Genomic DNA, 23,985 nt, shown 5'->3' on the forward strand with positions numbered 1-23,985 from the left:
TTCCCGGTGGGCGACACCCTTTAAGGAGCCACGCGCAGGCCATACCCGCCGTTTGGCTCTTTATTTCCTTACTCTAATTCTACTTTGATTTCATACAAATGTCAAGAAGCAGCAGACACGAAAGCGGAATTTTTCATACAAAATGCCCCGCCGGGGTGTGGCGGGGCGCAAAATTATTTGGTGCCGCGGTAGACGCCGCCCTTGCGCAGCAGGTCCTTGACAACCTCTGACCCGCAGACAAGGCCGCAGGCGGCGGGCACAAAAGCGTTGCTGGCCGGTACGGTGCGGCGGGCGGCGGTGGGGGCCTCCTCGATTTCATCCCCCAACGGCGACAGGGGCTGCTCCTCCGAGAAAACCACCTTCACCTTGCCCAGACGGCGCTTGCGGCACTCGATGCGGATTACCTTGGCCAGCGGGTCAACGGTGGTTTTTTCGATGTCCGCCACCTTGAACGCCGTCGGGTCGAGCTTATTGGCCGCGCCCATGCTGCACAGAATCGGCACCCCTGCCTTCTTGCAGCGGCGAATCAGCAGCAGCTTGGCGCTGACGGTGTCGATGCAGTCCAGCACATAGTCAAACTGCGCAAGGTCCACGCTGTCTGCGGTGTCGGCGTTATAGAACATCCGGTTTGCGTGCACAATCGTGTCCGGGTCGATGTCGGCAATGCGGGCGGCCATTGCGTCCACTTTGTACTGCCCCAAGGTGGAATGAAGCGCCACCAGCTGACGGTTCAGGTTGGAGAGGGCTACCGTGTCGCTGTCAAAGAGGCTCAGCTCCCCTACCCCGCTGCGGGCCAGCACCTCGACAGCCTGCCCGCCGACGCCGCCGATGCCGAAAACGGCCACATGGGCGCCGCGCAGCACCTCCAGCGCGGGTGTGCCCAGCTGTGCGCGGGTGCGTGTGTATTGATCAGGCATAGTTTACCTCCGGTTTTCTTTGCGCTGTGCCCGCCGTTCCAGCACGGTCTCATAGCTCGAGGACATTTTGTCCGCTATGCAGACCAGCGCGGCCTCGCGGCTGTGCGGGATGTCAGCAGGGGTCAGCGGCCACATATGGCTTTGAATGATATCTTTTTCCTTATCGGTCAGCCGGAACACAGTTTCGGCGTTGTAGCGTGCAATGCGTGGATGCTTGAAGCCGTGCCAGTGGGTGATGTTGCTGCAATGGTGCCAGTCATACAGATAAAAATCATGCAGGAACGCGCCCTTTACAAGGCTTTCCTCATCGGCGTGGACACGCAGATGAATGTTGAGCCAGAACGCAATGCGGGTGACCCGCATACAGTGCTCATAGGTTGTGACACTGCCGTGCTGGATGAATTTTTTCATTTCCTGTGCGTTGGGGTCATCCGCAACGCCGCGCAAAAGCAGGTGCATCCGCACCTCTTCCTCCGGGGTTAATTTGCAGAACATAGTGAGGCCTCCAAGCAAATCCAGCTGTAAGCGGCATGGTATATATCGGTATTTCTATAGTACCACAAGGCTCAGATAAAAAACACCCACATAACATAATAGATAATAAACTTTTGCTTTTCGCGTAAAATCTTTTATTAAAAATGTGTAGACAAAAAGCCCGTAGCACAGTAACATTCCACTGTGAGCCGGCAACATTTTTAATGACCCATCTCCCAGAAACATTTCCGCAACGAAAGCAACAAATATCGGAGGAAGCATCGTTGCCATTATATCAATAAATTCGTGAATTTCCCACTGCTGGTTTCTGATGAATATATGCTGTAGAATAACGTACACTGTAATACCCATCAGGCTTCCCAATGTATTTACAATAAAATCATCTATATCTACAACACCGGTTTTTAGGACAAACTGTGCACCTTCTATTAAAGCGGTTGTCAAGCATGACATTCCAATTGCCCTATATACGCGAAAATACTTTTGGTAATAGCAGTAGATTATTCCAAAAGGCACAAACATCACTATATTATAGAGCATATCCCATGAAATAGGGTTACGCCCATATTCCAAGTTTTCTCTAATCGAATGGAACGGTGACAGATTTATTTCTTCTACCCTCGTTAGTGGACCGCCTATAATTGTCATAATCACGTTAAACCGCGACACACACATACAAAACACGATTATAAAATATAGTGCGGTCATGAACAGGAAGCCATTCTTTCTTCTGCTTTTCATTGTTACGGTTCCTCCAATAGACGCATACTATATACTTTATTTATTTCAACATTGTTTCCTGCTTTACAGAGTAGACACCTTATCATTAGTGACAAAAGTCCATGCCTTTCACAGAACTAGCAAACATACCGTCTCAACGTGTTTCGTCTGCGGGAAGAGGTCGATGGGGCAGAACTTGGCGGGGTGCCAGCCGAGGCGGGTGAAGGCGGCGATGTCGCGGGCAAGGGTCTCGGGGTCACAGCTGACATAGACAATACGCTTCGGGCGCATTTTGTTTACGGCGGCAATACACTCCGGGGTGCTGCCGGCGCGGGGCGGGTCAAGGAAAACTACATCCGGGCGCAGATTCTCCCCGGCGGCGGCCATCATCCACTCGGTTGCGTCGGCACAGACAAAGCGGGCGTTTGTGATTTTGTTGCGGCGGGCATTGGCGGCGGCGTCCTTCACGGCGGCGGGGTTGCGCTCCACACCGATGACCTGCCCGGCGTGGGGGGCAGCGCACAGACCAATGGTGCCGATGCCGCAGTAGGCGTCAATGACCGTTTCGCGGCCGGTCAGCCGGGCAAGCTCCAGCGCCTTTTTATACAAAACCTCGGTTTGTGTGCGGTTTACCTGATAAAAGCTGCGGGAGGAAATGGCAAATTGCAGCCCGCACAGCGTATCCAGCACAAAGCCGGGACCGTAGAGCGTTTTCTCGCGGTTGCCCAGCACCGCGCTGGATTGGGTGGGGTTTATGTTCTGCACAATACTGACCACCCACGGCGCTTTTTTGCGCAGGACCGCGCAGAAATTCTTGCTGCCGGGCAGCTCCGGGCCGGGCGTTACCAGCGTGACCAGCACCTTGCCGTCGACGGAGGCGCGCAGCACTGTGTGGCGCAAAAGGCCGGTGCCGCGGTCCTCGTCATAGGCGGTCCAGCGGCAGGCACGGGCGGCGTCCACCACGGCGGCAAGGGTCCGGTTCAGGATTTCCTCCTGAAGCAGGCAGTCTGCGCCGGGCAGAACCCGGTGCGTGCCCTCGGCATACAGGCCGCAGACGAGCCTGCCGCGCTGGGTGGCAAAGCTGGCAATGGCTTTGTTGCGGTAGTGGAACGGCTCCTTCATCCCCAGCACGGCCCGGACAGGGGCAAAGCCGCCCAGCAGTGTCTGCAGGCGGGCCTGCTTTTGGGCAAGCTGCTCCCGGTAGGGTGTGGTCAGCAGCGGGCAACCGCCGCATTTTTTATCGTAGTTACTGCAGGTGTTGGGCATTGTGAAAGACCTTCCTTTTGCACAGGCTTGCGCCGTGTGGTATACTATACATACAGAGCAAAAAACGGAGGTATTGCTATGAACGTGCTACTTATCAACGGCAGCCCGCACAAGAACGGCTGCACGAATGCGGCGCTGACCGAAATGGCCAGAACGCTGAACGAGGCGGGGATTGAGACCACGATTTTCCACATCGGCGCAGCCCCGGTGGGCGGCTGTGTGGGCTGCGGCGGCTGTGGCAAGACCGGCAAGTGCGTCTTTGGCGGGCCGGTGGCCGAGGTGCTGCCTCTGGTCGAGAAGGCCGACGGCATTGTGTTCGGTGCGCCGGTTCATTATGCCACGGCTGCGGCCAGTATGCTGGGCTTTATGCACCGGCTGGCCATCAGCGGCGGCAGGTATCTGCGCCACAAGCCTGCGGCGGTGGTGGCAAGTGCCCGCCGCGCCGGTACTACCACGGCGCTGGAAGCAATGGAAAAGGTGCCGCAGTTCTTTGAAATGCCGCTGATCAGCTCCACCTATTGGCCGATGGTACACGGCAGCAAGGCCGAAGAGGTAGCCGCCGATGAGGAGGGCCTGCAGATTATGCGCAACCTTGGCCGGAATATGGCGTGGATGCTCAAGTGCATTGAGGCTGGCAAGGCCGCCGGTATTGAAGCCCCCACGGCAGAAACTGCCGCACGGACGAACTTTATCCGATAAGCAGGCTATATCTTACCCAGCAGAAGGAGCTTCTGCTGGGCATTTTTATGCCAGACTTTTGGTTCTGCCGCCGCTGACGTCCTGCTCGGTCACGGCCTTGGTGGTGGTGTCGGCCTTCTGGGCGGTTTCCGGTGTGCTGCCGGTCGGCCAGACATTCTGCAGCAGCGCAATGATAGGCTCATAATCGCTGGTGCGGGCAGCGGCGGTGACATAGATGGTCTCGCCGCAGTCATAGTCAAGCTGCGCAAAGATGGTCTGATAACTGCCGCAGTCATAGCGCACCGCCGCAACGGAGGCATCGGGCACAGTAAAGTCAAACTCATATTTGACCGTGCCGGTGGTTTCCTCCAGCTCCTGCCCGGACTGCGTCAAAAAATCCGTGTAGGTGTCGGTCGTCTGCAAAAGCACGACCGTATAGCTCAGCTGGTTGCCCGCTGTCAGTGAGAGGGTATCATCCTGCGCCATAACCGGCTGCTCCCACAGGTTCTGGTCATACACCACGGTCACGCCGTTGCCGCCCTCACACTGGGCGTAATCCGGTTCCTCACTTTTCACAAAGCTGTCTCCGCCGTAGAGGTAGAGCATAACATCCTGAAAGCTGCACCCGGTCAAGGCCAATGCCGCCAGCGCGGACAGTGCCGCCAAAGAGAATTTTTTCATACGTACTTCCTTTTATAAAAGCATAATTGCGTAAAAGCCCACCGCGGAAGCAGCCAGCACAAAGGCATTCCAGCCCACCACCGCGAACACCGCGCCGAAGGCCAGCCCCGCCAGCACATCGCTGATGTAGTGCACGCCGGTCACCACACGGCAGACGGCAATCACCACTGCCAGCACGGCCAGCGCCAGACCCAGCGGACGGATCACGAACCACGCCGCTCCGGCAATCGCTGCCGCCGAGAAGCAGTGCCGGCTGGGCATACTCTGCCCGGGCTTGTCCTTCGGGAACAGCGGCGTAAAGCCCAGCGCGGTGTAGGGGCGCGGGCGGTCGATGATGCGCCGCACCAGCGTGCCCACCACAAACGCCGCCGCAGGCACAACCAGTGCGGGCCAGAATTGACCCATCCGGTGCCAGGCCAGCCACACCAGCAGCCCCAGATACCCAAGGTAGACCAGCGCCACACTCCCCCGGCTGACAAGCCGCAGCGCATTTTTGGCCGCGGGACGTGCTTGGAACCAGTTTATAACAGCGCGGTATTGTTCGGCGTTCATAGGGGCATCCTCCCACACATAACTAGATGGTATAAGCATAACATTCCATAAAAGGCTTGTCAAACCGTGGGGCAAATGTTTATAATAAGTTCAATAGTATGTATGTGGAGGTGTTTCCCTTTTGTTTGGTTTTGCAAATGCGCTGCTGCTGCTTATGCTTGCGGCGGCGGTCCTGGATATTCTGCCGGTAGCCCGGCGCAGGCTTTCCCCTGCCGACTGGTGGCAGGAGGAACGGCTTATGTTCACCCCGCACGGTGCCCGATGGCGGGAAAAGTACGGCCAGTGGGCGTTTTTGCTGGGCGTGATGGTGTACGAGTTCATCGTGGTGTTCAACAACAGCATGGCGCGGGAAACCTGGCCGTGGCTGCAGACGCAGCTCTCTCCGGTGCTGGACTGGGTTATGTACCTCTGCTTCGGGTGGAAGATTCTGCTGGGCACGCGCTATAACGGCCGCAGCCTGCTTTGCGCGGGAATGTTGTATTTTGTAGCGCGGTGGGTGTATTTCAACGGCCAGAACATCTGGTGGATTGGCCTTTGCGTTGCATTGCTGGCCGCCAAGGATGTGCCGCTGCGCCGCGCCGTCAAGGCACAGCTGCTCTGCGGCGTGCCGACGCTGGCGCTGGTGGAGGTGCTCCACGCTGCGGGTATCGTTGCGCCCAATCCTTTCGTTGAGATTAACGGCAAATTGCGCCGGATATACGGCTACGGCCACCCCAACACCTTCGGCGGGGTGGTGTTCGGGCTGGTGCTGGCGTGGGTGCTGCTGCGCCGTGAGAAACTCCGCTGGGCAGAGCTTGGCGGCATTGCCGCGGTCGGTGTGTTCCTGATGATTGGGCCGCCGTCCAGGTCGCCGGCAATCGCTATCTTTTTGCTGGTGGCGCTGCTGGCATTGGCCAAGCTGTGCACCCGAAAGGGCCCGCGCCCCGGCAGCAGGCTGCTGGCGGGCGGCTGTGCGGCGGTGGTTCCGCTTGTGGCAGCAATCAGCTATATTCTGCCGCTGCTTGGGCCATGGGCCAATGAAAACGGCCCCGCGTGGCTGGAAAAGCTGAATGATATGCTGACCGGTCGCATCCAGCTGTCGTGGCTGGCGTACAATGCGTTTGACATAAAAATTGCGGGCCAACTGCTTACCGTATGGCCCGCGCCGGAGAATATTGACAATATTTTTGTGTATCTGCTCTATCAGGTTGGCCCGGTTATGCTGGCGCTCGTCTGCATCCTGCTGATGGTTGCGCTGTACGGTTACGCCCGCCGCGGCGCGTGGCAGGCGGTGGCCTGCCTTATCACGGCGCTGGCCTACGGCTATATGGAGACGCAGGTCATCCACCTGACCAGCGACCCCGCCACGCTGCTGCTCTGCGGTGCGGTGTTTGCGCTGCCGAAGCAGAAATGGATGTTTGAGGACGCCTGACCGCCCCTCAGTCCTCCGGGTAAGCCTCGGCGGAAATCTCCACCGCGGTCACGTCCAGAGCCTCGGCGCTGGCCTTGGCGGCGGTGACAAGCCCGGTTACCTCGCCGGAGGGCTTCTGCAGCAGGTAGGCACCCACCGCTTTGGTCTTGTAGACCAGCAGCACGCAGTAGGTATCGTGCTCACCGGTGGAAAGCTGCGGGCAGAGCACCGTCCACTTTTCCACGGTCTTGCCCTTGTAGTCCGCCAGATCAAGGCCGCTTTCCTGCACAACCTGATTGAAGGCGGCAAAGCTGTCATCCCACTTTTTGGGGATTTTCACCTTATCCACAGCGGCGCTGGCAAGGTCTGTTTCAAAGCCGTAGCCGGTGAAATAGCTCCCGATGTCCTGTGTGGTTTCAATGCCCGGCGCTGCCGCGGCAGAGGCAGCCACCGCGCCGCCCGTAAAGTGCACCGCCGCGGCCACGGTGCCGCACAGGCAGACAGCGCACAGGGCCAGCGCCCCGGCCTGCCGCAGTCCCGGTTTGGTTACGGTAAACAAAAACATACGCAAAAGCCCCCTCACACATTGTCACTGCAATGTATGCGGGGGCTGCTGTTATTTATACTGGTTTTTGGGGGCATACCACTGGAAAATCACGGCGTCATTGTCGGCCTCCAGCTTTGCGGTGTCATGCTCCGGCAGGGCGGTCCACATAACCATCATCGCGCCAAGACGGGCGCAGAGCCGCACGGCCCAGTTGCGCTCATCGGGGCACCATGCGATGAAGTCCGGCCGACCCAAAAAGTTGCCCAGCAGATGGGAAAACGCAAAGGCGGGCACGGCGCCCGTGCCGTCCTTGTGGTAGCTGCGGTAGCTGTCCGACAGCTGGCCGCGCAGGATGCCGGGGGCCTGCCGCCGTACAATGCCCACAACCCGCGGGTCAAAGCTCTCGATGCAATAAGGGCCCGGGTAGGACTTCAGCTCCGAAATCGTGGCGCGGCAAAGTTCCTCCAGATAGGTCTGCTTGTACTCACTGCGGCTCTTGATTTCCACAATCAGCGGCGTGGCGGGGTTGGCCTCGGCCACGGTGCGCAGCATATCCGCAAACAGCGGCGGGTGCTCCTCACTGCCGGCCAGCGGCTGAGCCGAAAATTCCGCCCACGGCATATCATGCACAAAGCCCTTGGCAGGGGTCATACGGTCCAGCGTATCATCGTGGAAAACCACCAACCGATGGTCGGACGTGAACTGAACATCCAGCTCGATGCCGTAGCCGTTTTTTGCGGCGGCGGCAAAGGCGGGCAGGCTGTTCTCCGGCGGACGCTGGTCCTTGCCGAAATAACCGCGGTGGGCAAAGTTACGCCCCAGAAAGGGGGCACGCAGGGCATCCCGGCGCTTGCCGGGCCAGACAGCAAACAGCACCAGCAGCACCAGAATCAGAATAAGGCAAAGCAGTAGTTTCATAAATCGTCACTCTCCTGCCGCCATTGTACCGCGGAAAGCGACAAAATGCAACAGCTTTGTGTAAAAAGCACCAGACCCGGCAGAGTAATTTCCTCCGCTGGGTCTGGTACGCTTTTATGATGAATGTGGGAATGACGTAATGCGTTTGAATAAGTTCAGTATAACAGAGCAGCGCATCTCGCCGCGATCTCACATCCGCCGCTATGTAGTACGATTCTGCCATTTTCTTCGGTAGTCTGATGGGCTGAGCCCGGTCTCCTGCCGCGGCAGGCGGCAGCCGCCAGCATCGGCGTGGTGATGTGCTCGGCGTAGTGGGTGTTGAGGTAGGCCAGCAGCCTTGTGCTGTGCAGTACGTTGGAATTGACCATCCCGCCCTGCCCGGCGCGGATTACGCGCTCCTCATGCGGAGTGCGGTAAAGGATGGCACCGCGGCGCAGATAAAAAACTCTACGCTCTCGTGCCAGTGCCATGGCGTGGTGGATGACTCATACCGGGCGGCCACCACGTGGCTGGCAATGTGCGGAAACTGCGGCGTGTAGTCGGGCAGATACTCCTCCCGGCTGTCGGGATTCATTTCAACGGTTGTGACCTCTAGCATGGCGGCTGTCCCCAATCTTTTTCTGTTTCGTCTATCTCTATTCTATCACAAGTTTTATAAAATTTTTATTTTTTTTCACAAAACTTCCACCTATACGTTGTATTGTGGTATTATAGAAAGTAGGGAAGCATAAGGAGGGTATTCCTATGGCCAAAATTCTGATTGTTGATGACGAGCCGCGCATCCGCGACCTTATCCGTGAGCATCTGCAGTATGCCGGGTTCACCTGTGAGGAGGCCGGGGACGGCACTGCCGCGCTGAGCGCGTTGAGCCAAGGCAGCATTGACCTTGTCATTCTGGATATTATGATGCCGTTTATGGACGGTATGACCTGCCTGCGTGAGATGCGCACCCGCAAAATTATGACCCCGGTCATTATGCTGACTGCCCGCAGCGAGGAATATGATAAGCTGGCCGGGCTGGAAAGCGGTGCCGATGACTATGTTGTCAAGCCCTTCTCCCCGCGGGAGCTGGTGGCCCGCGTCAAGGCCGTGCTGGCCCGCACGATGCCCAAGCCCGCAGAGGATTCCGGCAACTACACCTTCGGCGATTTGACCATCGACACCGCCAGCCACAGCGTGAAGGTGGCCGGGCAGGAGGCTCCGCTGACCCCCAAGGAGTTTGATTTGCTGGTGTTTCTGGTCAGCAACAAGGGCATTGCCCTGAGCCGCGAGAAAATCCTGCAGAAGGTCTGGAACTATGACTATTACGGCGAGGATCGCACCGTAGACACCCACATCAAGATGCTGCGCAGCCATCTGGGGCCCTGCCGCAAAACCATCGTCACCGTGTGGGGCATCGGGTACAAATTTGACCCGGACGCCGTATGAAGCAACTCAAAAAAAACGGTGCGGCGCATAAGCCGCACTTTGCGCTTGGCATACGCTGGCAGCTGATGCTATTCATCGGTGGCATTACCCTTTTTACGCTGCTGCTGGTCTGGGGCATCATCACCTTCGCGCTGGAGCCGCAGTATAACCGCAACATCCGCACCAAGCTGGAGGGCAAGGCGGCGGCCATCACCGCGCTGATTGACCAGTCTGACACGCCCATCTCCAACCGGAGCTACCTCGGCCTTACCTTGAACGAAGAATTCTGGAGCGGCGTCAGTGAGACCTTTCAGGACAAGAAAATCAACGTGGATGGCTGCTGTGTCGATTTCTCGGATTCCACCCTGCGCTGCCTGAAGGCGTATGAGAGTATGTACCCCTGTCTGCTGCATGAGAGCACCGGTGCCTTCGGCGGGGATTTCGGCTACAATGTCGATACCCGCATTGCCATCCAGCTGCGCCAGAAGCTGTTTGAGGACGGTGAGCTTTACCAGATTGTCAAGGTCGGCTCCTCGATGCAGATGTGCGTGGGCAGGCTGTCGGCCGATGGGCAGTACGGCATCATTGTCTCGACAAGCCTTGCACAGATTACCATTGCCGCCGAGGTGCTGCGCTCCATCCTCGCGCCGGTCGCGCTGCTTCTGCTGGTGCTGGATTTGCTGCTGGCCGTGCTGTTCAGCCGCTGGTTCACCAACCCCATCCGCAAGCTGAGCAACGGCGCGCAGGAAATTGCCGCGGGCAACTACGATGTACAGATTAAAGTTGAGCACCACGATGAAATCGGCCGTCTGGCGGAAGATTTCAACCATATGGCCGCCGAGGTCAAGCGCAGCGCCCAGCTGGAGAAGGATATTCTGGCCAATGTCAGCCACGATCTGCGCACCCCGCTGACCCTGATTAAGGGCTATGCCGAGACGGTGCGCGACCTGACCGGCAGCGACGATGCCAAACGCACCGAGCAGTGCAACATTATTGTGGATGAGACTGACCGGCTTTCTGCGCTGGTGAACAGCGTGATGGAGCTGAGCAAGGTGCAGAGTGGCGCAGAAAAGCCAAGCCTTGTCAGCTTTGATATGAGTGAGCTCTGTTTTGAGGTGGCGGGCCGTTATGACGCCTTGTGCGACAAGAATCACTGGCGGCTGGAGCTGCTGGCGGACGATGTCTGTATGGTCAGCGCTGACCCCGCCATGATGGAGCGTGTACTGCACAACCTTCTGGGCAACGCGTTCCACCACATCGGTGCGGACGGCACCGTGGTGCTGCGGGCCATCCCCAATGAGCACGGCTGCCGCATTGAGGTGGAGGATCACGGCCCCGGCATTCCGCCGGAGGATTTGCCCTACATCTTTGACCGGTACTACCGCGCCCGGCAGGACAGCGGCCGCACTGGCACCGGGCTGGGACTGTCCATCACCAAGGCCATCCTGCAGCAGCACGGTTTCGCCTTCGGCGTGGACAGCGCTGTGGGGCGCGGCTCCACCTTCTGGTTTGAGATGGTCGATACAAGAAACTAACCCAACACAAAGGAGGAACCTATGGACAACATCAACGCAAAGATGGACGAGCAGCTGAAAAACCGCGTGGATGCGCTGAACCGCACCAACGATGAAAATCAGGACGGCCGTCTGGATGCCGCCGACCTGAAGGCCCAGCTGAACCGCATCGAGGCCCAGCTGGAGCTGCAGGACCAGCAGAACCGCGGTATTATTGCCAACCAGCGCAAGCGTATGACGCTGAGCATTGTGCTGACCGTCATTATGCTGGCGGCGCTGGCGTTCTTTGGCTGGCGGATGAACACGGCTTATAATAATGTTATGGACGCCTGCAGCCGCGTGAACGATCTGGCCGACACGGTGCAGACCAGTCTGGACACGCTGGATCAGAGCCAGCTGGATGATATGATGCAGGACCTGCCCGAAATCACCGAACAGCTGAAAAGCATTGATGTAGACGCGCTGAATAAGGTCCTGACCGAGCTGCCCTCCCTGATGGACACCGTCAGCCAGCTGCAGGCACAGGTGGAAAGCATCACCAACTGGTTCAACGGCTTAGGGTCTGTGTTTGGGCGGTAAGCTGATTCTATTTGTTTTTCCCCAGTCACCGGGCAATGGCCCCGGGGCGCGCGTTTCCCGCTGATCTCTGGCTAGTTATAACACCCCGCAATTTGTACGATTTGCGGGGTGTGTTTTTTTGCTGGTGCTTCCTATTGCATCCGGGTGCCGCTTGTGCTACACTGTAGCTGTAAAAGTTAGAAGGACTTAACTTTCCATAAAAGAGGATGTACATATGACACTGGCAGAATTGAAAATCGGGCAGGATGCGGTGCTGCGCACCATCGGCGGGCAGGGAGAGCTGCGCCACCACCTGCTGGATATGGGCCTGACACCCGGAACCGAGGTCACGCTGCGCAAGGTTGCGCCGATGGGCGACCCCATTGAGGTAGAGCTGCGCGGCTATGAGCTGACCCTGCGTCTGGATGATGCCGCCAAAATCGAGGTGGAGAATGTCCACGAGACTGACCGCGCCGCCCGCAGCGAGGAGCGCCACGCCCCTGTCCCCCACCCCGGTGTGGGCGAGCTGCGCAAGGCACCCAGCTACCATGACCGCAAGGCCGGCAGTGAGATTGCCAAGGGCCAGCCCCTGCGGTTTGCGTTGGCCGGCAACCAGAACTGCGGCAAGACAACGCTTTTCAACCAGTTGACCGGCTCCAACCAGCACGTAGGCAACTTCCCCGGCGTGACGGTGGACCGCAAGGACGGCACCATCCGCGGCCATGCCGAGGCCACCGTCACCGATTTGCCCGGCATTTACAGCCTTTCCCCCTATTCCAGTGAGGAGATTGTCACCCGGGATTTCCTGCTCAACACCCACCCGGACGGCATCATCAACATCGTGGATGCGTCCAATATTGAGCGCAATCTTTACCTGACCATGCAACTTATGGAGCTGAACATTCCGCTGGTGCTGGCCCTGAATATGATGGACGAGGTTCGCGCCAACGGCGGCACTGTGATGGTGAACGAGCTCGAGGAGCTGCTCGGCGTGCCGGTGGTGCCGATTTCCGCCGCCAAGAACGAGGGCATTGACGAGCTGGTGGAGCACGCCCTGCACGTTGCCCGCCACCGCGAGACACCGGGCCGCATTGACTTCTGCGATGCGGGCGATGGCAAGGGCGGTGCGGTGCACCGCTGCATCCACGCTGTCACCCACCTGATTGAGGACCACGCCGCCCGCGCCGGGCTGCCTGTGCGGTTTGCCGCCACCAAGCTGGTGGAGGGCGACGCGCTGATTGAACAGGCGCTGAATCTGGACGATAACGAGAGGGAGTTGCTGGGGCACACCATCGCCGAGCTGGAAAGCGAGACCGGCCTTGACCGCGAGGCTGCCCTTGCCGATATGCGGTTCAACTTTATTGAGCGCCTGTGCGACAAAACCGTGGTGCGTCCCGGCGAAAGCCGCGAGCATAAGCGCAGTGTGGCCATCGATCGGGTGCTAACCGGAAAATATACTGCCCTGCCGTGCTTTATCGGCATTATGGCGCTGGTGTTCTGGCTGACCTTCGGCGTTATCGGCGCGGGACTGTCCGATTTGCTGACCCTCGGCATTGACGCGCTGACCGGCGTGGTGGATAATGCCCTGACCGCCTACGGTATCAACCCGGTGGTGCACAGCCTTGTCATTGACGGCGTGTTTGCGGGCGTGGGCAGCGTGCTGAGCTTTCTGCCCATCATCGTGACGCTGTTCTTCTTCCTCTCGATTCTTGAGGACACCGGCTATATGGCCCGTGTGGCCTTCGTCATGGACCAGCTGCTGCGCCGCGTCGGGCTTTCGGGCCGCAGCTTCGTGCCGATGCTCATCGGCTTCGGCTGCTCGGTGCCCGCCATTATGGCTACGCGCACCCTGTCCAGTGACCGCGACCGCAAGATGACGATTCTGCTCACGCCGTTTATGAGCTGCTCGGCCAAGCTGCCCATCTACGCGCTGTTCACCACGGCCTTCTTCCCGCGGCAGTACCGCGCTCTTGTGATGATTGGCCTCTATCTGACAGGCATTGTCTGCGGCATTCTGTACGCATTGCTGTTGAAATTCACAAAGTACAAGGGTGAGCCTGTGCCGTTTGTCATGGAGCTGCCCAACTACCGGTTCCCCTCGGCGCGCAGCGTCGGCCAGCTGATTTGGGAGAAGGCGCGGGACTTTTTGCAGAAGGCTTTCACCATCATCTTTGTGGCCACAGTATTGATCTGGTTCCTGCAGACCTTTGATGCCCGCTTGAACGTGGCCGCCACCCCGGACGCCAGCCTGTTGGCCGCCATCGGCAGCTTTATTGCGCCGGTGTTTGCGCCGCTGGGCTTCGGCGATTGGCGCGTCTCGACCGCGCTGATTACCGGCTTTACCGCCAAGGAGAGCGTTGTCTCGACCCTGACGGTGCTGCTGGGCGGCGATACGGCCGCGCTTTCCACGATGTTCACGCCGTTCACGGCGATTGTGTTCCTGGTTTTCACGCTGCTGTACACCCCCTGCGTGGCAGCCGTGGCCGCTGCCAAGCGGGAGCTGGGCAGCGCCCGCGCCGCCGCCGGTGTGGTTCTGATGCAATGCGGTATTGCATGGCTGGTGGCTTTTGTGGTACACTGTGTAGGTGGAATCTTCGGGCTGGTATAAGCGGGGCGGGTTTTCCTCCTGCGTGCCGCCGGAATACAAAGAGGTGGCCTTATGGCAAGTATTATCGTTGTTGTGATTATTTTTGTGCTGCTGGCGCTGGCCATTATGTTCATCTGCCAGAACGGCGGTTGGCAGGGCGGCTGCGGCGGCAACTGCGCCAGCTGCCACAGCAAATGCGCCGACGCCGAAAAGAAAAAGAAATAATCTGTGCGGTCCCTTCGCGGGGCCGCTTTTTTGTAGCCTGCCGCCCTTGCACAATACAGAGAAAACCGCTATACTATAGATAAGTATATTTTGGGGAGGCATCAGCTGTGAGCAGTGAGCCCATCCGTGTGTTGCAGGTTATGCCCGCTATGGACGCTGGCGGCATGGAAACCTTTGTCATGAACATCTACCGCACCATCGACCGCGAGAGGGTGCAGTTTGACTTTCTCTATCATTACGATAAACCGTGCTTTTTTGACGATGAAATCCGGGAGCTGGGCGGGCGTATCTATAAGCTGACCGTCCGGCAGGACAACAACCTGCCCCGCTACCTGCATGAGCTGCACGCCCTGTTTGCTGCCCACCCGGAGTGGCGCATCCTGCACGGGCACTACAGCGGCTTCGGAATGTTCTATAACCCCGTGGCCCGGAAGGCCGGGATTCCTGTGCGGTGCGGCCACAGCCACAACACCGCGTATGAGCCGAATCTGGTGGGCCGCCTTGACCGGGTCATGAGCAGCTTTTTCAGCGCAGGCCTGACCGACCGCTTTGCCTGCAGCGAGAAGGCCGGGCAGATGCTTTACGGCAAAGCGCCCTTCACAGTCATTCCCAACGGTATTGATACCGCACGGTTTGCCGCCCGCGACCCGCAGCGCCGTGCCTTGCTGCGCGCCGAGCTGGGTGTGACCGACCAGGAAATTTTGTTCGGCCACGTGGGCCGCTTCACCGCACAGAAAAACCACCCCGGCCTTTTGAAAATTTTTGCCGCGGTGCACGCTCGTCTGCCCAAGGCAAAGCTGGTGCTGCTGGGCGGCGGCGAACCCGCCTATATAGAAAAAATGCAGCAGCTTGCCGGTCAACTGGGGATTGCCGACCGTGTGATTTTTGCCGGTGTGCGCAGCAATATGCAGAGCTTTTATGACGCAATGGACGCTTTTTTGCTGCCCAGTCTGTTTGAGGGGCTGCCGGTGGTGCTGGTCGAGGCCCAGACCGCGGGTCTGCCCTGCTTTGTCTCTGACGCCGTGGACCCCGGCGCAGCGTTCACCGACAGGGTGCGCTTTCTGCCGGTGAATGACCCGGAGGCGTGGGCTGCCGCGATTGTCGCTGCCTCGCTGCGGCGCGACCCGCAGGCGCGGGAGAAGGCTGTCAGGGCCGGGTATGACATCCACACCAGTGCCGGGATTCTGCAGGAGTTTTACCTGCGCCGCTATGCCGAGGTAACGAAATGAAGCCCTGTGAGATTGCCGTCATTGTGCCGGTGCACAACGCAGAGGCCTTCCTGACCGCCTGCACGGACGCGATTGCGGCGCAGAAATTTGACACCTTCCGGTGCATTTTGGTGGATGATGGCTCCACGGACGGCTCTGCCGCCCTGTGTGACGCCATTGCTGCGGGCGACCAGCGGTTTGTAGCCCTGCACCAGCCCAACTGCGGCGTAAGCACAGCGCGCACGGCGGGCCTGCGCAAGGCACAGGAGCTGGGCGCGCTGTGGTACGCCTTCTGTGATGCAGACGATTTGTACCATCCGGATTTTCTGGGCACCCTGTATACGGCGGTACAAAACAGCGGTCTGCCGCTGGCCTGCTGCCGGTATGACACCTTTACCGATACCATCCCGGCCAATGCGCCCGCGCCCGCAGGGGCAGAGTTGTTGCGTGGCACGGCCCATTTGGATGCCCTGCTGCACAACCAGGCGATAGACTACGGCCTGTGGAACAAGCTCTATTCTGCTGAGCTGTTGACCTCCGAAATGCTCAATAACGGCCTTGCTTACAACGAGGATTTGCTGGCCAACTGGCGGGCCTTTCTGGCCGCGCCGGGGTGTGCCTTCTGCGATTTTGCAGGGTACCACTACCGCCAGCACGCGGCCAGCGCCAGCCACCGCACCCTGCCGCCGCAAAGCCTGGATGACCAGCGCCGCGCCGCGGTCGAAATCCGCGCCACCGCGCCCGCGCCGCTGCAACAGAGCGCCAACGCGTTCTACTATGAAAAGCTCGTCTATCTGGCCAGTATGATTCTGCGCCGCGCCAACGCCGAGGACTACCGCGTGCAGCTGTATGAGCTGCGGGTGGCCATCAAAGCGGGCGAGCATGACCCCGCGCTTGGCCGCAACCCGCTGCTGCCCCGCAGCATACGGTTTTCGGCGTTTATGACGCTGCACACGCCGCGGCTCTGGCAGTGGGCGTGCCGAAAATTCTTGAAGGACCGACAATAAATGCGAATTTTACTTGTATTGGACCGGGTGGAGAACCCCGCCAGCGCCAACGCGCTGCTGGGCTTCCGGCTGGCAGAGCAGCTGCTGGCCCACGACCACACCGTACATATTCTGACCCTGTGGGACGGCCTGCATACTCCGCCCGCCCCGCCGCAGGGCGCGGTGCAGCATCTGCTGGCCTTTGCCGATGAGCGTCTGATGAATGAGGCGCTGGAAAACGGCCGCAAGGGCGGCACACCGGTGCCCCTGCGCCTGGTGCGGCTTGCCGCCCATCCCGCCGCAGCAGTGGCAGCCTTTCGCCAGCTGGTGCTGAAGGCCCCGCGTCGCACGGTGGATACAAAGCGCGAAATCGAACGGTTGGATGCGGAGTTTCACTTTGAAGCCGTCTGCGCCGTCTGCGCGCCCTACCGCGCCGCCTTTGCGCTGGAAGGGGCGGCCATCGGCGGCAAAAAGCTGCTGTGGCAGCTTGACCCCTACGCTTCCGCCCGCGACTACACCGCCCCGGGCGGCTTTGCGCGGGAGGGACAGCTGCTCAATGCAATGGACGCGAGCTTCATCACCCCGCAGGCAGAGCCCGACTATGCAGACGGTGCTCCGCTTGCTGCCTGGCGGCAGAAGATGCATGTGCTGGGCTTTCCCACCCTGCTGCCGCGGGAGTCTTTCCACACAGAGCATGACGATATACAGTGTGTTTTTTGCGGAAGCCTTTACCCCGAGTTGCGTGAGCCCGGCTTTGCGCTGGCGCTGTTCAGCGCCCTGAACGCCCCCGATGTAACCCTGACGATGGCGGGTGGCGGCTGGGAACGCTTTACCGAAGCCGCCGACACCGCAGCCGCCACACTGAGCAAGCGTCTTGTGCGCCCCGGTTTGCTTCCCCCTGAGGAAGCCGCCGCGCTGGAAAACCGCGCTGATGTGCTGGTGAGCCTTGGCAACGCCTATGACAACCAGATGCCCAGCAAGCTGTTCGGCTACTTTGCCACCGGCAAGCCGATACTGCATCTGGCAACGTGCGACACCGACCCCACACTGCCGTATCTTACCCGCTACCCGCTGGCACTGGTGCTGTACGCGAAGGACGGCGTAACCCCCGGCGTGACCGCCCGGCTGAACCGCTGGCTGCATGAGGTCAGGGGCCGTCAGCTTCCCTTTGCCGAGACAGCGCAGCTCTACCCCGAGTTTACGCCGGAAAAGGTGGCCGAAGAATTTTTGAGGTGGATATGATGCAGATTCTCTGGCTGGTAAAGGCAATGCTGCCGCAGGCGGCGGCCGCCTGCGGTCTGGCAGAAGCCGGTGATGTAAGTGGCAGCTGGCTGACCGGGCAGCTTGCCGCTCTGCGCCGTTTCCCGGAGCTGAAGCTCACGGTGCTCTGCGTGGGCAAGACCGAAGCGCAGGGCGAGGCGGACGGTGTGTGCTACCGCATCGTGCCGGATGCCTCCGCCTTTGTGCCGCTTTTGCAGGCGGAAAAGCCCGCGCTGGTGCACATCTGGGGCACCGAGTATGACGAGGCCACCGTTATGGCGGACGCCGCCCAGGCGCAGGGCCTGCCGGTGCTCTTCAGCATACAGGGGATCATGCGGGACTGCGCCGCCCACCTGTGTGATGGTGTGCCCGAGGCCTACCGCCGTTCCGGCGCGCTGTGGCACGCCGTGGACAGGGTTATTCCCGGCGAATTGCTGGACACTATGCAAGTCAATTTCAACACGCTGGCGTCCAAGGAAGCCGCATTGCTGGCAGGGGCCCGCTATGTGACGGGCCGCACGGCGTTCGACCGTGACGCCTGCACCGCCCTTGCCCCGCACGCCCGGTACTACCCCTGCAACGAGACCCTTCGTCCGCCGTTTTACACCGGCACACTGTGGCATCCGCGGGAGTTTGCCGCCGCGCCGGTGCTGTTCCTGCCGCAGGGCAACTATCCGCTGAAAAATCTGCACACCGTTATCAAGGCACTGCCCGCCATACTGGCAAAGTACGGCAGCGCCGAGCTGCACATTGCAGGCTGGCCCCCGCTGGACAAGGGCCCGCTGCTGCGCCCGGTCATTGACCGGATGTTTCCTTACAAGCGCTACTGCAAGCGGCTGGCCGCGCAGCTGGGCGTGGCGGGGCATATCCACTACACAGGCCCGCTGGACGCTGCTGCCATGCGGCAGGCTTATTTGGAGGCGGACGTATTTTTGCTGCTCTCCAGCTGCGAGAACAGCCCCAACAGCCTCGGCGAGGCGATGCTGCTGGGGCTGCCATGCGTAGCCAGCGCGGCAGGCGGGATTTCCTCCATGCTGACGGACGGCGTGGAAGGCTATATTTACGGCGATGCGCTGGATGAAAAGGCGCTGGCGGATGCCATTCTGCGCGTGCTGCAAAGCCCGGATGGCGGTGCTGCCGTTGGCAGAGCTGCCCGTGCGCGTGCTCTGTGCACTCATGATGCAGCGCGCAATGCCGACAATTTGGTACATATCTACGAGGATATCCTGCAGGAGGAAAAGTCGTGAGCATACAAAAGGTTTCCGTTATTATCCCCTGCTACAAGGCCGCGGCCACCCTGCGCCGCACGGTGGCAAGCGTTCTGGACGGTGCTCCTGCGGACGTAGAAATTTTACTGGTGGACGATGGCAGCCCGGATAATACCGGGGCAGTCTGTGAGGAGCTGGCTGAGCTCCACCCACAGGTTACCGCCCTGCACCGCCCCAACGGCGGCGCAGGCGCGGCCCGCAACACCGGGTTGGACGCCGCAACCGGCGACTGGGTGCTGTTTCCTGACTCCGATGACGAGCTTCTGCCCGGCCTGTGGTCGGCCCTTGCTGCCCTTGATACCGATGCTGATATGATATTGTTCGGTGTAGCGCGGGAAAGCTCCGGTGCGGTTGCCCCCACCGACTATCTGGCCGAGGGGTGCTATAAAAACCTGCAGGCACTCGGGAATGCACTTTTTCCCCTGCTGTTTGACTCAGGGCTGCTGGCTTCTCCCTGCACCAAGCTGTTCCGCCGCCGCACACTGAGCACGCTGCGGTTTGAGGAACGGCTGGCCATCAATGAGGATGTGCTGTTTAACCTACAATTTTTACAAATTTCCCCTGCCATTTATTGCCTGCATGGTGTATACTATAAGGAGTATAATGCAAGAACTGGCAGTCTGTCCCGCCGTTTGCGGGGGGATTTGCTGGACGCCGAGCGCATCACCCGCCCGGCACTGTCTACTCTGCTGGAAGCAAACGGCATTGACCCGGCACCCTATCTGCGCACCAGCCGTCTGCGGGCCTGCCTGAACCAATATGGTTTGCTGACCGGCTGCAAGGGAGATTTGTCCTACACCGAGCGCCGCACTCTGTTTGCCGAAATTCTGGCCGACCCGGACGCCTGCGCCGCCCTGCGTACCCAGTTACAGAATGACCCCAACCGGCTACTGGCGGTGCCCTACCGGCTGGGTGTGGCGTGCAATCTGCCGGGGCTGCTGGCCGGGTACACACTGTTCAAGCAACGGTTTCTATAGGCGGCGGTCTGGGCCGTCCGCATAATCTGCATAAAGAGGAAGGGAAAACAAATTATGGAACATATTGCGATCAGCGTGGTCGTACCAATCTATAACACGAAGCCCTATCTGGTCGAATGTATCGAGAGTATTCTTGACCAGAAAATCAACGTGCCCATCGAGGTGCTGCTCATTGACGATGGCTCCACCGATGGCTGCGGAGAAATCTGCGACAAATACGCCGCTCGTGATGCCCGTGTGCGGGTCATTCATCAGGAAAATCAGGGCCTGTCTGTTGCCCGCAATGCCGGTATCAACGCCGCTCGCGGCCGCTACTATGCCTTCATCGACTCCGATGACGTGGTTCTGCCCCGCTTTTTGCAGACGCTGTACGATGCCTGTGAGCAGAACGATGCCTATATGTCGCTCTGCGCACTGGAGCAAGTGCAGGAGGATGGCAAGAGCTTTGACCCTGCCTGCTTTACCCGCCCCACGCAGGAGGGCGTTTTCTGCGGCAAGGACCTGTTGAACGAATTTTACACCCCCGATGGCATTGTCTACACCGTGGCATGGAACAAGATGTATCGCGCCGAGGTCTGGAAGCTGCTGCACTACCCTGAGGGACGTCTGCATGAGGATGACTTTGTGGCGCATCGCCTGTTCTGGCTCTGCAACAAGGTAGTCTGCGTCGACAAGGTGCTCTATCATTACCGCCTGCGCAATGGCAGTATCTGCCGCACCAACATCCGTCCTGAGCATTTTGATGCCGTGGACGGTCTGGCTGACCGTTACCGCTTTTATGTTGAGAACCGAGCCGACCGTTCGGTCATTGACGCGGCTTATGCAGCCTGCTGGCGGCGGTATCTTTTCCTGTGTGCCAAGGTTCGGCAGGCTCCCACACCCGAACTGGTCAAGGCTATCAGCAAGGAGCAGTTCTTGATGCAGGGACTGCTCAGCTATCTGCCCAACTGCCGCAATATGAAGATGACCGAAAAGCTCAGCGCGGCCCGTTGGGCTATGATGAGCGCGGCCAGCCTGTGCCCCATCAAGTGACGCCTCTGTTTAAAATTTATCTGTAAGGAGCCCGCCTTGGCGATACGTAAACCCGACAAAGAAAAACTTCCCCGCGTTCTGCTGGTACCGCCGCCAACTCTGCCGGTGCCTGCGGTGCAGGGCGGCGCGGTGGAAACCCTGTTGACCCATCTGATTCGTGAAAATGAAAAGCATGGCCAGCTGGATTTACTGTGCGCCAGCGTTCCCGATGATGCTGCCCGCCGCGCTGCGGCAGACTGGCAGCACACCAAAATGCTCTATGTTCCCCGCCCCAACGGCCACCGCCGTTATTGGCCGATGGTATTTGTGGAGCGCTGTATGGGCATTGCCGCGCCGTATGACCCATGGTACCAGAAGGTGCAACTTTCCCTTGCGCTGGAGCTGCCGTCGCCCGATCTGATTGTGGCCGAGGGTGGCAACCTGGCCCAGTGCAGTGCCATAAGTCATATGTTTGGCCGCAAGCGCTGTCTGGCGCATCTGCACGGCCAGACCACCTGCAACGCCGTGATGGATGATATTTACGGCGGCGTGCTTGCCGTGAGCGATTTCGTCCGTGAGGATTATCTGTGCACCAGCTCTCTTGACCCTAAGCAGGCCTACGTTCTGCACAACTGTATTGACACCAACCGCTTTTGCCCCGGTCCGGCGCCCAAAGAGTTGCGGGCACGGTTGGGCTTTGCCGCAGACGATTTCATCGTCCTTTACTGTGGTAGGTTGGACCCTGATAAGGGAATTCATAAGCTGATGGAGGCCATTGCTTCCCTGCATGAGCCGCAGATCAAGCTGCTTATCGTGGGTAGCCCTTTCTTTGCACGCACCCAGCAAAGCGCGTTCCAGCGCAAATTGGAGCAGCAGTCCAAAAGTTTGGGTGACCGTGTACAGTTCACCGGTTACATCCCCAACGAGGATTTGCCGGACTACTACCGCCTCGCCGACTTGTGCTGTGTGCCTACGTTGGTGGAGGAGGCTGCCGGGCTGGTAGCTGTGGAGGCTATGGCCTGCGGACGGCCAGTCCTCGCCACCCGCAGTGGGGGTATGCCGGAGTATCTGGCGGGCAGTCAGGCTATCTTTGTGGAGCGCGGCGATACCGTGGCCGACCAGCTTGCGTGGAGCATCCGTATGCTGTATGAGCACCCGGCCCTCTGTGCTGAGATGGGTGCAGCAGGTGCTGAGCGTGGAAAAGAGTTTTCTATCGAGCATTACTATGCCGATTTTGTGCGCATTGTGCGCGACGTGACCGAGAACGGAGGTTTCCTGTGAGCAAGCCCATAATCACTGTCATTGTGCCGGTTTACAAGGCAATGGCTACACTCGACCGCTGTGTGGAGAGCGTTCTCTCTCAGCAGATTGCGGGCGGGTTGGCCTGTATTCTGGTGGACGATGGCAGTCCCGATGACAGCGGTAAGCTGTGCGATACGTGGGCTGCGCGGGATGCCCGCGTGACGGTTATCCATCAGGAGGATATGGGGGTATCGGTTGCGCGCAACAGCGGTCTTGCCGCGGCCGACAGTGAATTTATTGTGTTTCTGGATTCCGATGATGCCTTGCGCCCCGGTGCCCTGCAGGCGGCTATGGATGTCCAGAACGACGCACCGCAGTCCTTCGTGTTCTGGCATTATACGAACGACGCACAGGACACTGCGCCGGTAACTGCTGATGCTGAAACCCGCCCACAAAATGCTCTTGCGCGCCTCTGGATGGACTGTCTACTGGCCATGCCGTGGAACAAGCTCTACCGCACCGAACTTGCCCAGCAACTGCAATTTGACAGTCAGTATACTTTGGGCGAGGATTTACAATTTGTACTGGACTATATTGCCTTGCTTGGCACCAAGCAGCCGGATTTTACTTACACAGTGATGACCGCCCCGCTGACCTTCTACGATTGCAGCCGCGGCGGTACGCTCTCCACAAAATATCACGCAGATTACTGTAAAATCTGGCCGGAGCATTTTGCCAAGCTGAACAAGGCCTGCCACGCTGCATCCTGCCCGCAGAATGATATGCGTCCCCTGCACCGCGCCGAGCTTACCGTTTTTGCTGAGGGGGTGGCAGATATTCTGCGCCGCGACCCCGCCAAAAATCCCCGCGTGCGCCGCGACAAGGCCATTGCCGCCCTCCACAGCCCATGGATGCAGGCGCTCTTGGAGCGTATGCGTCTGGAGCAGTGCTACTGCGCGTACTATCTGCCCTGCCGCTGGCACAGTGTGCGCCTGATTTATCGCCTGGCAGAAGCCAAACGCACAGGCTCGCCGTTATACGGCAAGCTCGACTGGGCGGGGTATTATCTGCTCCGCGGCAAGATGCGCCGGGATTGAGTTGACTGCACTTTTCTCTGCTTTGTAGGGCGGGGCGACCTCACCTCGCCCTACATTTTTTGTTGAGGATTCCATTTCTACATTCCTGTCTTTTGGGGATTTCCCTATTTTCAGAAAATATTTTTGCCCTATTTGCAAAGAAACATTTGCATTTTCTCATAGAATTTGCTATACTATAAAGGCTGTAAGAAACTAGACTGTGCGATTGTAGCTCAGCTGGATAGAGCGTTCGGCTCCGACAACTGCGACATCGCAGGCTTTAGGCTCGCTTTTGTTCGATACAGCGTGATTCACAACCACAAAAACGCGGTGGTCAACGGTAGTCAGACCACGAATTGACCACTATAGGAAATTGACTACTTTACAAGATTGAAATACGCTGTAACGGCGTTTTTCATATATAAGCGATCGTAGCTCAGCTGGATAGAGCGTTCGGCTCCGACCCGGAAGGCCAGAGGTTCGAATCCTCCCGGTCGCACCA

The 23,985-nt window shown here is 59.1% G+C and carries 25 protein-coding genes and 1 tRNA gene; 16 read left to right on the plus strand and 10 right to left on the minus strand.

Annotated features, from left to right (window positions below):
* Positions 1–173 precede the first annotated feature (173 nt).
* The 4 genes from NE623_RS06425 to rlmD all read right to left on the minus strand — a co-directional run bounded on the left by NE623_RS06425 (position 174) and on the right by rlmD (position 3,398).
* On the minus strand, positions 174–917 hold the full coding sequence (locus NE623_RS06425) for a tRNA threonylcarbamoyladenosine dehydratase (protein ID WP_256271870.1): 744 nt from the start codon (positions 915–917) through the stop codon (positions 174–176).
* Between the two features lie 3 nt (positions 918–920).
* Positions 921–1,412, minus strand: coding sequence for an HD domain-containing protein (locus NE623_RS06430; protein ID WP_256271869.1), 492 nt, complete (start codon positions 1,410–1,412; stop codon positions 921–923).
* A 54-nt stretch (positions 1,413–1,466) separates the two neighbouring features.
* Entirely contained in the window at positions 1,467–2,153 is a 687-nt protein-coding gene (locus NE623_RS06435; protein WP_256271868.1) for a VanZ family protein, read from the minus strand.
* 108 nt (positions 2,154–2,261) lie between these two features.
* A complete protein-coding gene (gene rlmD / locus NE623_RS06440; RefSeq protein WP_256271867.1) occupies positions 2,262–3,398 on the minus strand; it encodes a 23S rRNA (uracil(1939)-C(5))-methyltransferase RlmD in 1,137 nt (378 codons plus the stop codon).
* Positions 3,399–3,476: 78 nt separating this feature from the next.
* Between rlmD and NE623_RS06445 the strand changes: the two genes are divergently transcribed.
* Positions 3,477–4,097 carry a flavodoxin family protein gene (locus NE623_RS06445; protein WP_256271866.1) on the plus strand — a complete coding sequence of 207 codons (621 nt, stop codon included), beginning with the start codon at positions 3,477–3,479 and terminating at the stop codon, positions 4,095–4,097.
* A 45-nt stretch (positions 4,098–4,142) separates the two neighbouring features.
* Here NE623_RS06445 and NE623_RS06450 read toward each other — a convergent pair whose 3' ends face one another.
* Both NE623_RS06450 and NE623_RS06455 read right to left on the minus strand, forming a co-directional pair.
* On the minus strand, positions 4,143–4,757 hold the full coding sequence (locus NE623_RS06450) for a hypothetical protein (RefSeq protein WP_256271865.1): 615 nt from the start codon (positions 4,755–4,757) through the stop codon (positions 4,143–4,145).
* Between the two features lie 12 nt (positions 4,758–4,769).
* The gene (locus NE623_RS06455; RefSeq protein ID WP_256271864.1) at positions 4,770–5,309 is read right to left on the minus strand and encodes a phosphatase PAP2 family protein; all 540 of its coding nucleotides are present in this window, start codon (positions 5,307–5,309) and stop codon (positions 4,770–4,772) included.
* A gap of 121 nt (positions 5,310–5,430) precedes the next feature.
* Here NE623_RS06455 and NE623_RS06460 point away from each other — a divergent pair, with 121 nt between their 5' ends.
* Complete coding sequence (locus NE623_RS06460; protein WP_256271863.1) at positions 5,431–6,720, plus strand: hypothetical protein; 1,290 nt, start codon at positions 5,431–5,433, stop codon at positions 6,718–6,720.
* A 7-nt stretch (positions 6,721–6,727) separates the two neighbouring features.
* Here the strand turns inward: NE623_RS06460 and NE623_RS06465 are convergent, their stop codons facing one another.
* From NE623_RS06465 to NE623_RS06480, 4 genes are all read right to left on the minus strand, one after another.
* Positions 6,728–7,264, minus strand: coding sequence for a DUF4830 domain-containing protein (locus NE623_RS06465; RefSeq protein ID WP_256271862.1), 537 nt, complete (start codon positions 7,262–7,264; stop codon positions 6,728–6,730).
* Between the two features lie 51 nt (positions 7,265–7,315).
* A complete protein-coding gene (locus NE623_RS06470; protein WP_256271861.1) occupies positions 7,316–8,164 on the minus strand; it encodes a glycerophosphodiester phosphodiesterase family protein in 849 nt (282 codons plus the stop codon).
* Between the two features lie 155 nt (positions 8,165–8,319).
* Positions 8,320–8,634 carry a hypothetical protein gene (locus tag NE623_RS06475; RefSeq protein WP_256271860.1) on the minus strand — a complete coding sequence of 105 codons (315 nt, stop codon included), beginning with the start codon at positions 8,632–8,634 and terminating at the stop codon, positions 8,320–8,322.
* Entirely contained in the window at positions 8,553–8,762 is a 210-nt protein-coding gene (locus tag NE623_RS06480; protein ID WP_256271859.1) for a hypothetical protein, read from the minus strand. Before NE623_RS06480 ends, NE623_RS06475 begins: the two co-directional genes overlap by 82 nt.
* Positions 8,763–8,908: 146 nt before the next feature.
* Between NE623_RS06480 and NE623_RS06485 the strand changes: the two genes are divergently transcribed.
* From NE623_RS06485 to NE623_RS06550, 14 genes are all read left to right on the plus strand, one after another.
* Positions 8,909–9,592 carry a response regulator transcription factor gene (locus NE623_RS06485; RefSeq protein WP_256271858.1) on the plus strand — a complete coding sequence of 228 codons (684 nt, stop codon included), beginning with the start codon at positions 8,909–8,911 and terminating at the stop codon, positions 9,590–9,592.
* Positions 9,589–11,106 carry a sensor histidine kinase gene (locus NE623_RS06490; protein ID WP_256271857.1) on the plus strand — a complete coding sequence of 506 codons (1,518 nt, stop codon included), beginning with the start codon at positions 9,589–9,591 and terminating at the stop codon, positions 11,104–11,106. The genes NE623_RS06485 and NE623_RS06490 overlap by 4 nt, the downstream gene beginning before the upstream one ends.
* 21 nt (positions 11,107–11,127) lie before the next feature.
* On the plus strand, positions 11,128–11,664 hold the full coding sequence (locus tag NE623_RS06495) for a hypothetical protein (protein ID WP_256271855.1): 537 nt from the start codon (positions 11,128–11,130) through the stop codon (positions 11,662–11,664).
* A gap of 214 nt (positions 11,665–11,878) precedes the next feature.
* Entirely contained in the window at positions 11,879–14,251 is a 2,373-nt protein-coding gene (gene feoB, locus NE623_RS06500) for a ferrous iron transport protein B (protein ID WP_256271854.1), read from the plus strand.
* 51 nt (positions 14,252–14,302) lie between these two features.
* Positions 14,303–14,455, plus strand: coding sequence for a FeoB-associated Cys-rich membrane protein (locus tag NE623_RS06505; RefSeq protein WP_256271853.1), 153 nt, complete (start codon positions 14,303–14,305; stop codon positions 14,453–14,455).
* A 107-nt stretch (positions 14,456–14,562) separates the two neighbouring features.
* Entirely contained in the window at positions 14,563–15,684 is a 1,122-nt protein-coding gene (locus NE623_RS06510) for a glycosyltransferase (RefSeq protein WP_256271852.1), read from the plus strand.
* Positions 15,681–16,670 carry a glycosyltransferase family 2 protein gene (locus NE623_RS06515; protein WP_256271851.1) on the plus strand — a complete coding sequence of 330 codons (990 nt, stop codon included), beginning with the start codon at positions 15,681–15,683 and terminating at the stop codon, positions 16,668–16,670. The genes NE623_RS06510 and NE623_RS06515 overlap by 4 nt, the downstream gene beginning before the upstream one ends.
* On the plus strand, positions 16,671–17,891 hold the full coding sequence (locus tag NE623_RS06520; protein ID WP_256271850.1) for a hypothetical protein: 1,221 nt from the start codon (positions 16,671–16,673) through the stop codon (positions 17,889–17,891).
* Positions 17,888–19,156: a glycosyltransferase family 4 protein gene (locus NE623_RS06525; protein WP_256271849.1), complete on the plus strand. Its 1,269-nt coding sequence runs from the start codon at positions 17,888–17,890 to the stop codon at positions 19,154–19,156. Before NE623_RS06520 ends, NE623_RS06525 begins: the two co-directional genes overlap by 4 nt.
* Positions 19,153–20,154 carry a glycosyltransferase family 2 protein gene (locus NE623_RS06530; protein WP_256271848.1) on the plus strand — a complete coding sequence of 334 codons (1,002 nt, stop codon included), beginning with the start codon at positions 19,153–19,155 and terminating at the stop codon, positions 20,152–20,154. Before NE623_RS06525 ends, NE623_RS06530 begins: the two co-directional genes overlap by 4 nt.
* A 54-nt stretch (positions 20,155–20,208) precedes the next feature.
* Complete coding sequence (locus NE623_RS06535; protein WP_256271847.1) at positions 20,209–21,186, plus strand: glycosyltransferase family 2 protein; 978 nt, start codon at positions 20,209–20,211, stop codon at positions 21,184–21,186.
* 36 nt (positions 21,187–21,222) lie between these two features.
* Positions 21,223–22,446, plus strand: coding sequence for a glycosyltransferase family 4 protein (locus NE623_RS06540; protein ID WP_256271845.1), 1,224 nt, complete (start codon positions 21,223–21,225; stop codon positions 22,444–22,446).
* Positions 22,443–23,504, plus strand: coding sequence for a glycosyltransferase family 2 protein (locus tag NE623_RS06545; protein ID WP_256271844.1), 1,062 nt, complete (start codon positions 22,443–22,445; stop codon positions 23,502–23,504). Before NE623_RS06540 ends, NE623_RS06545 begins: the two co-directional genes overlap by 4 nt.
* Positions 23,505–23,908: 404 nt before the next feature.
* Positions 23,909–23,985, plus strand: a tRNA-Arg gene (locus NE623_RS06550).

Source organism: Gemmiger formicilis (assembly GCF_024462815.1).
Lineage (GTDB): Bacteria > Bacillota > Clostridia > Oscillospirales > Ruminococcaceae > Gemmiger.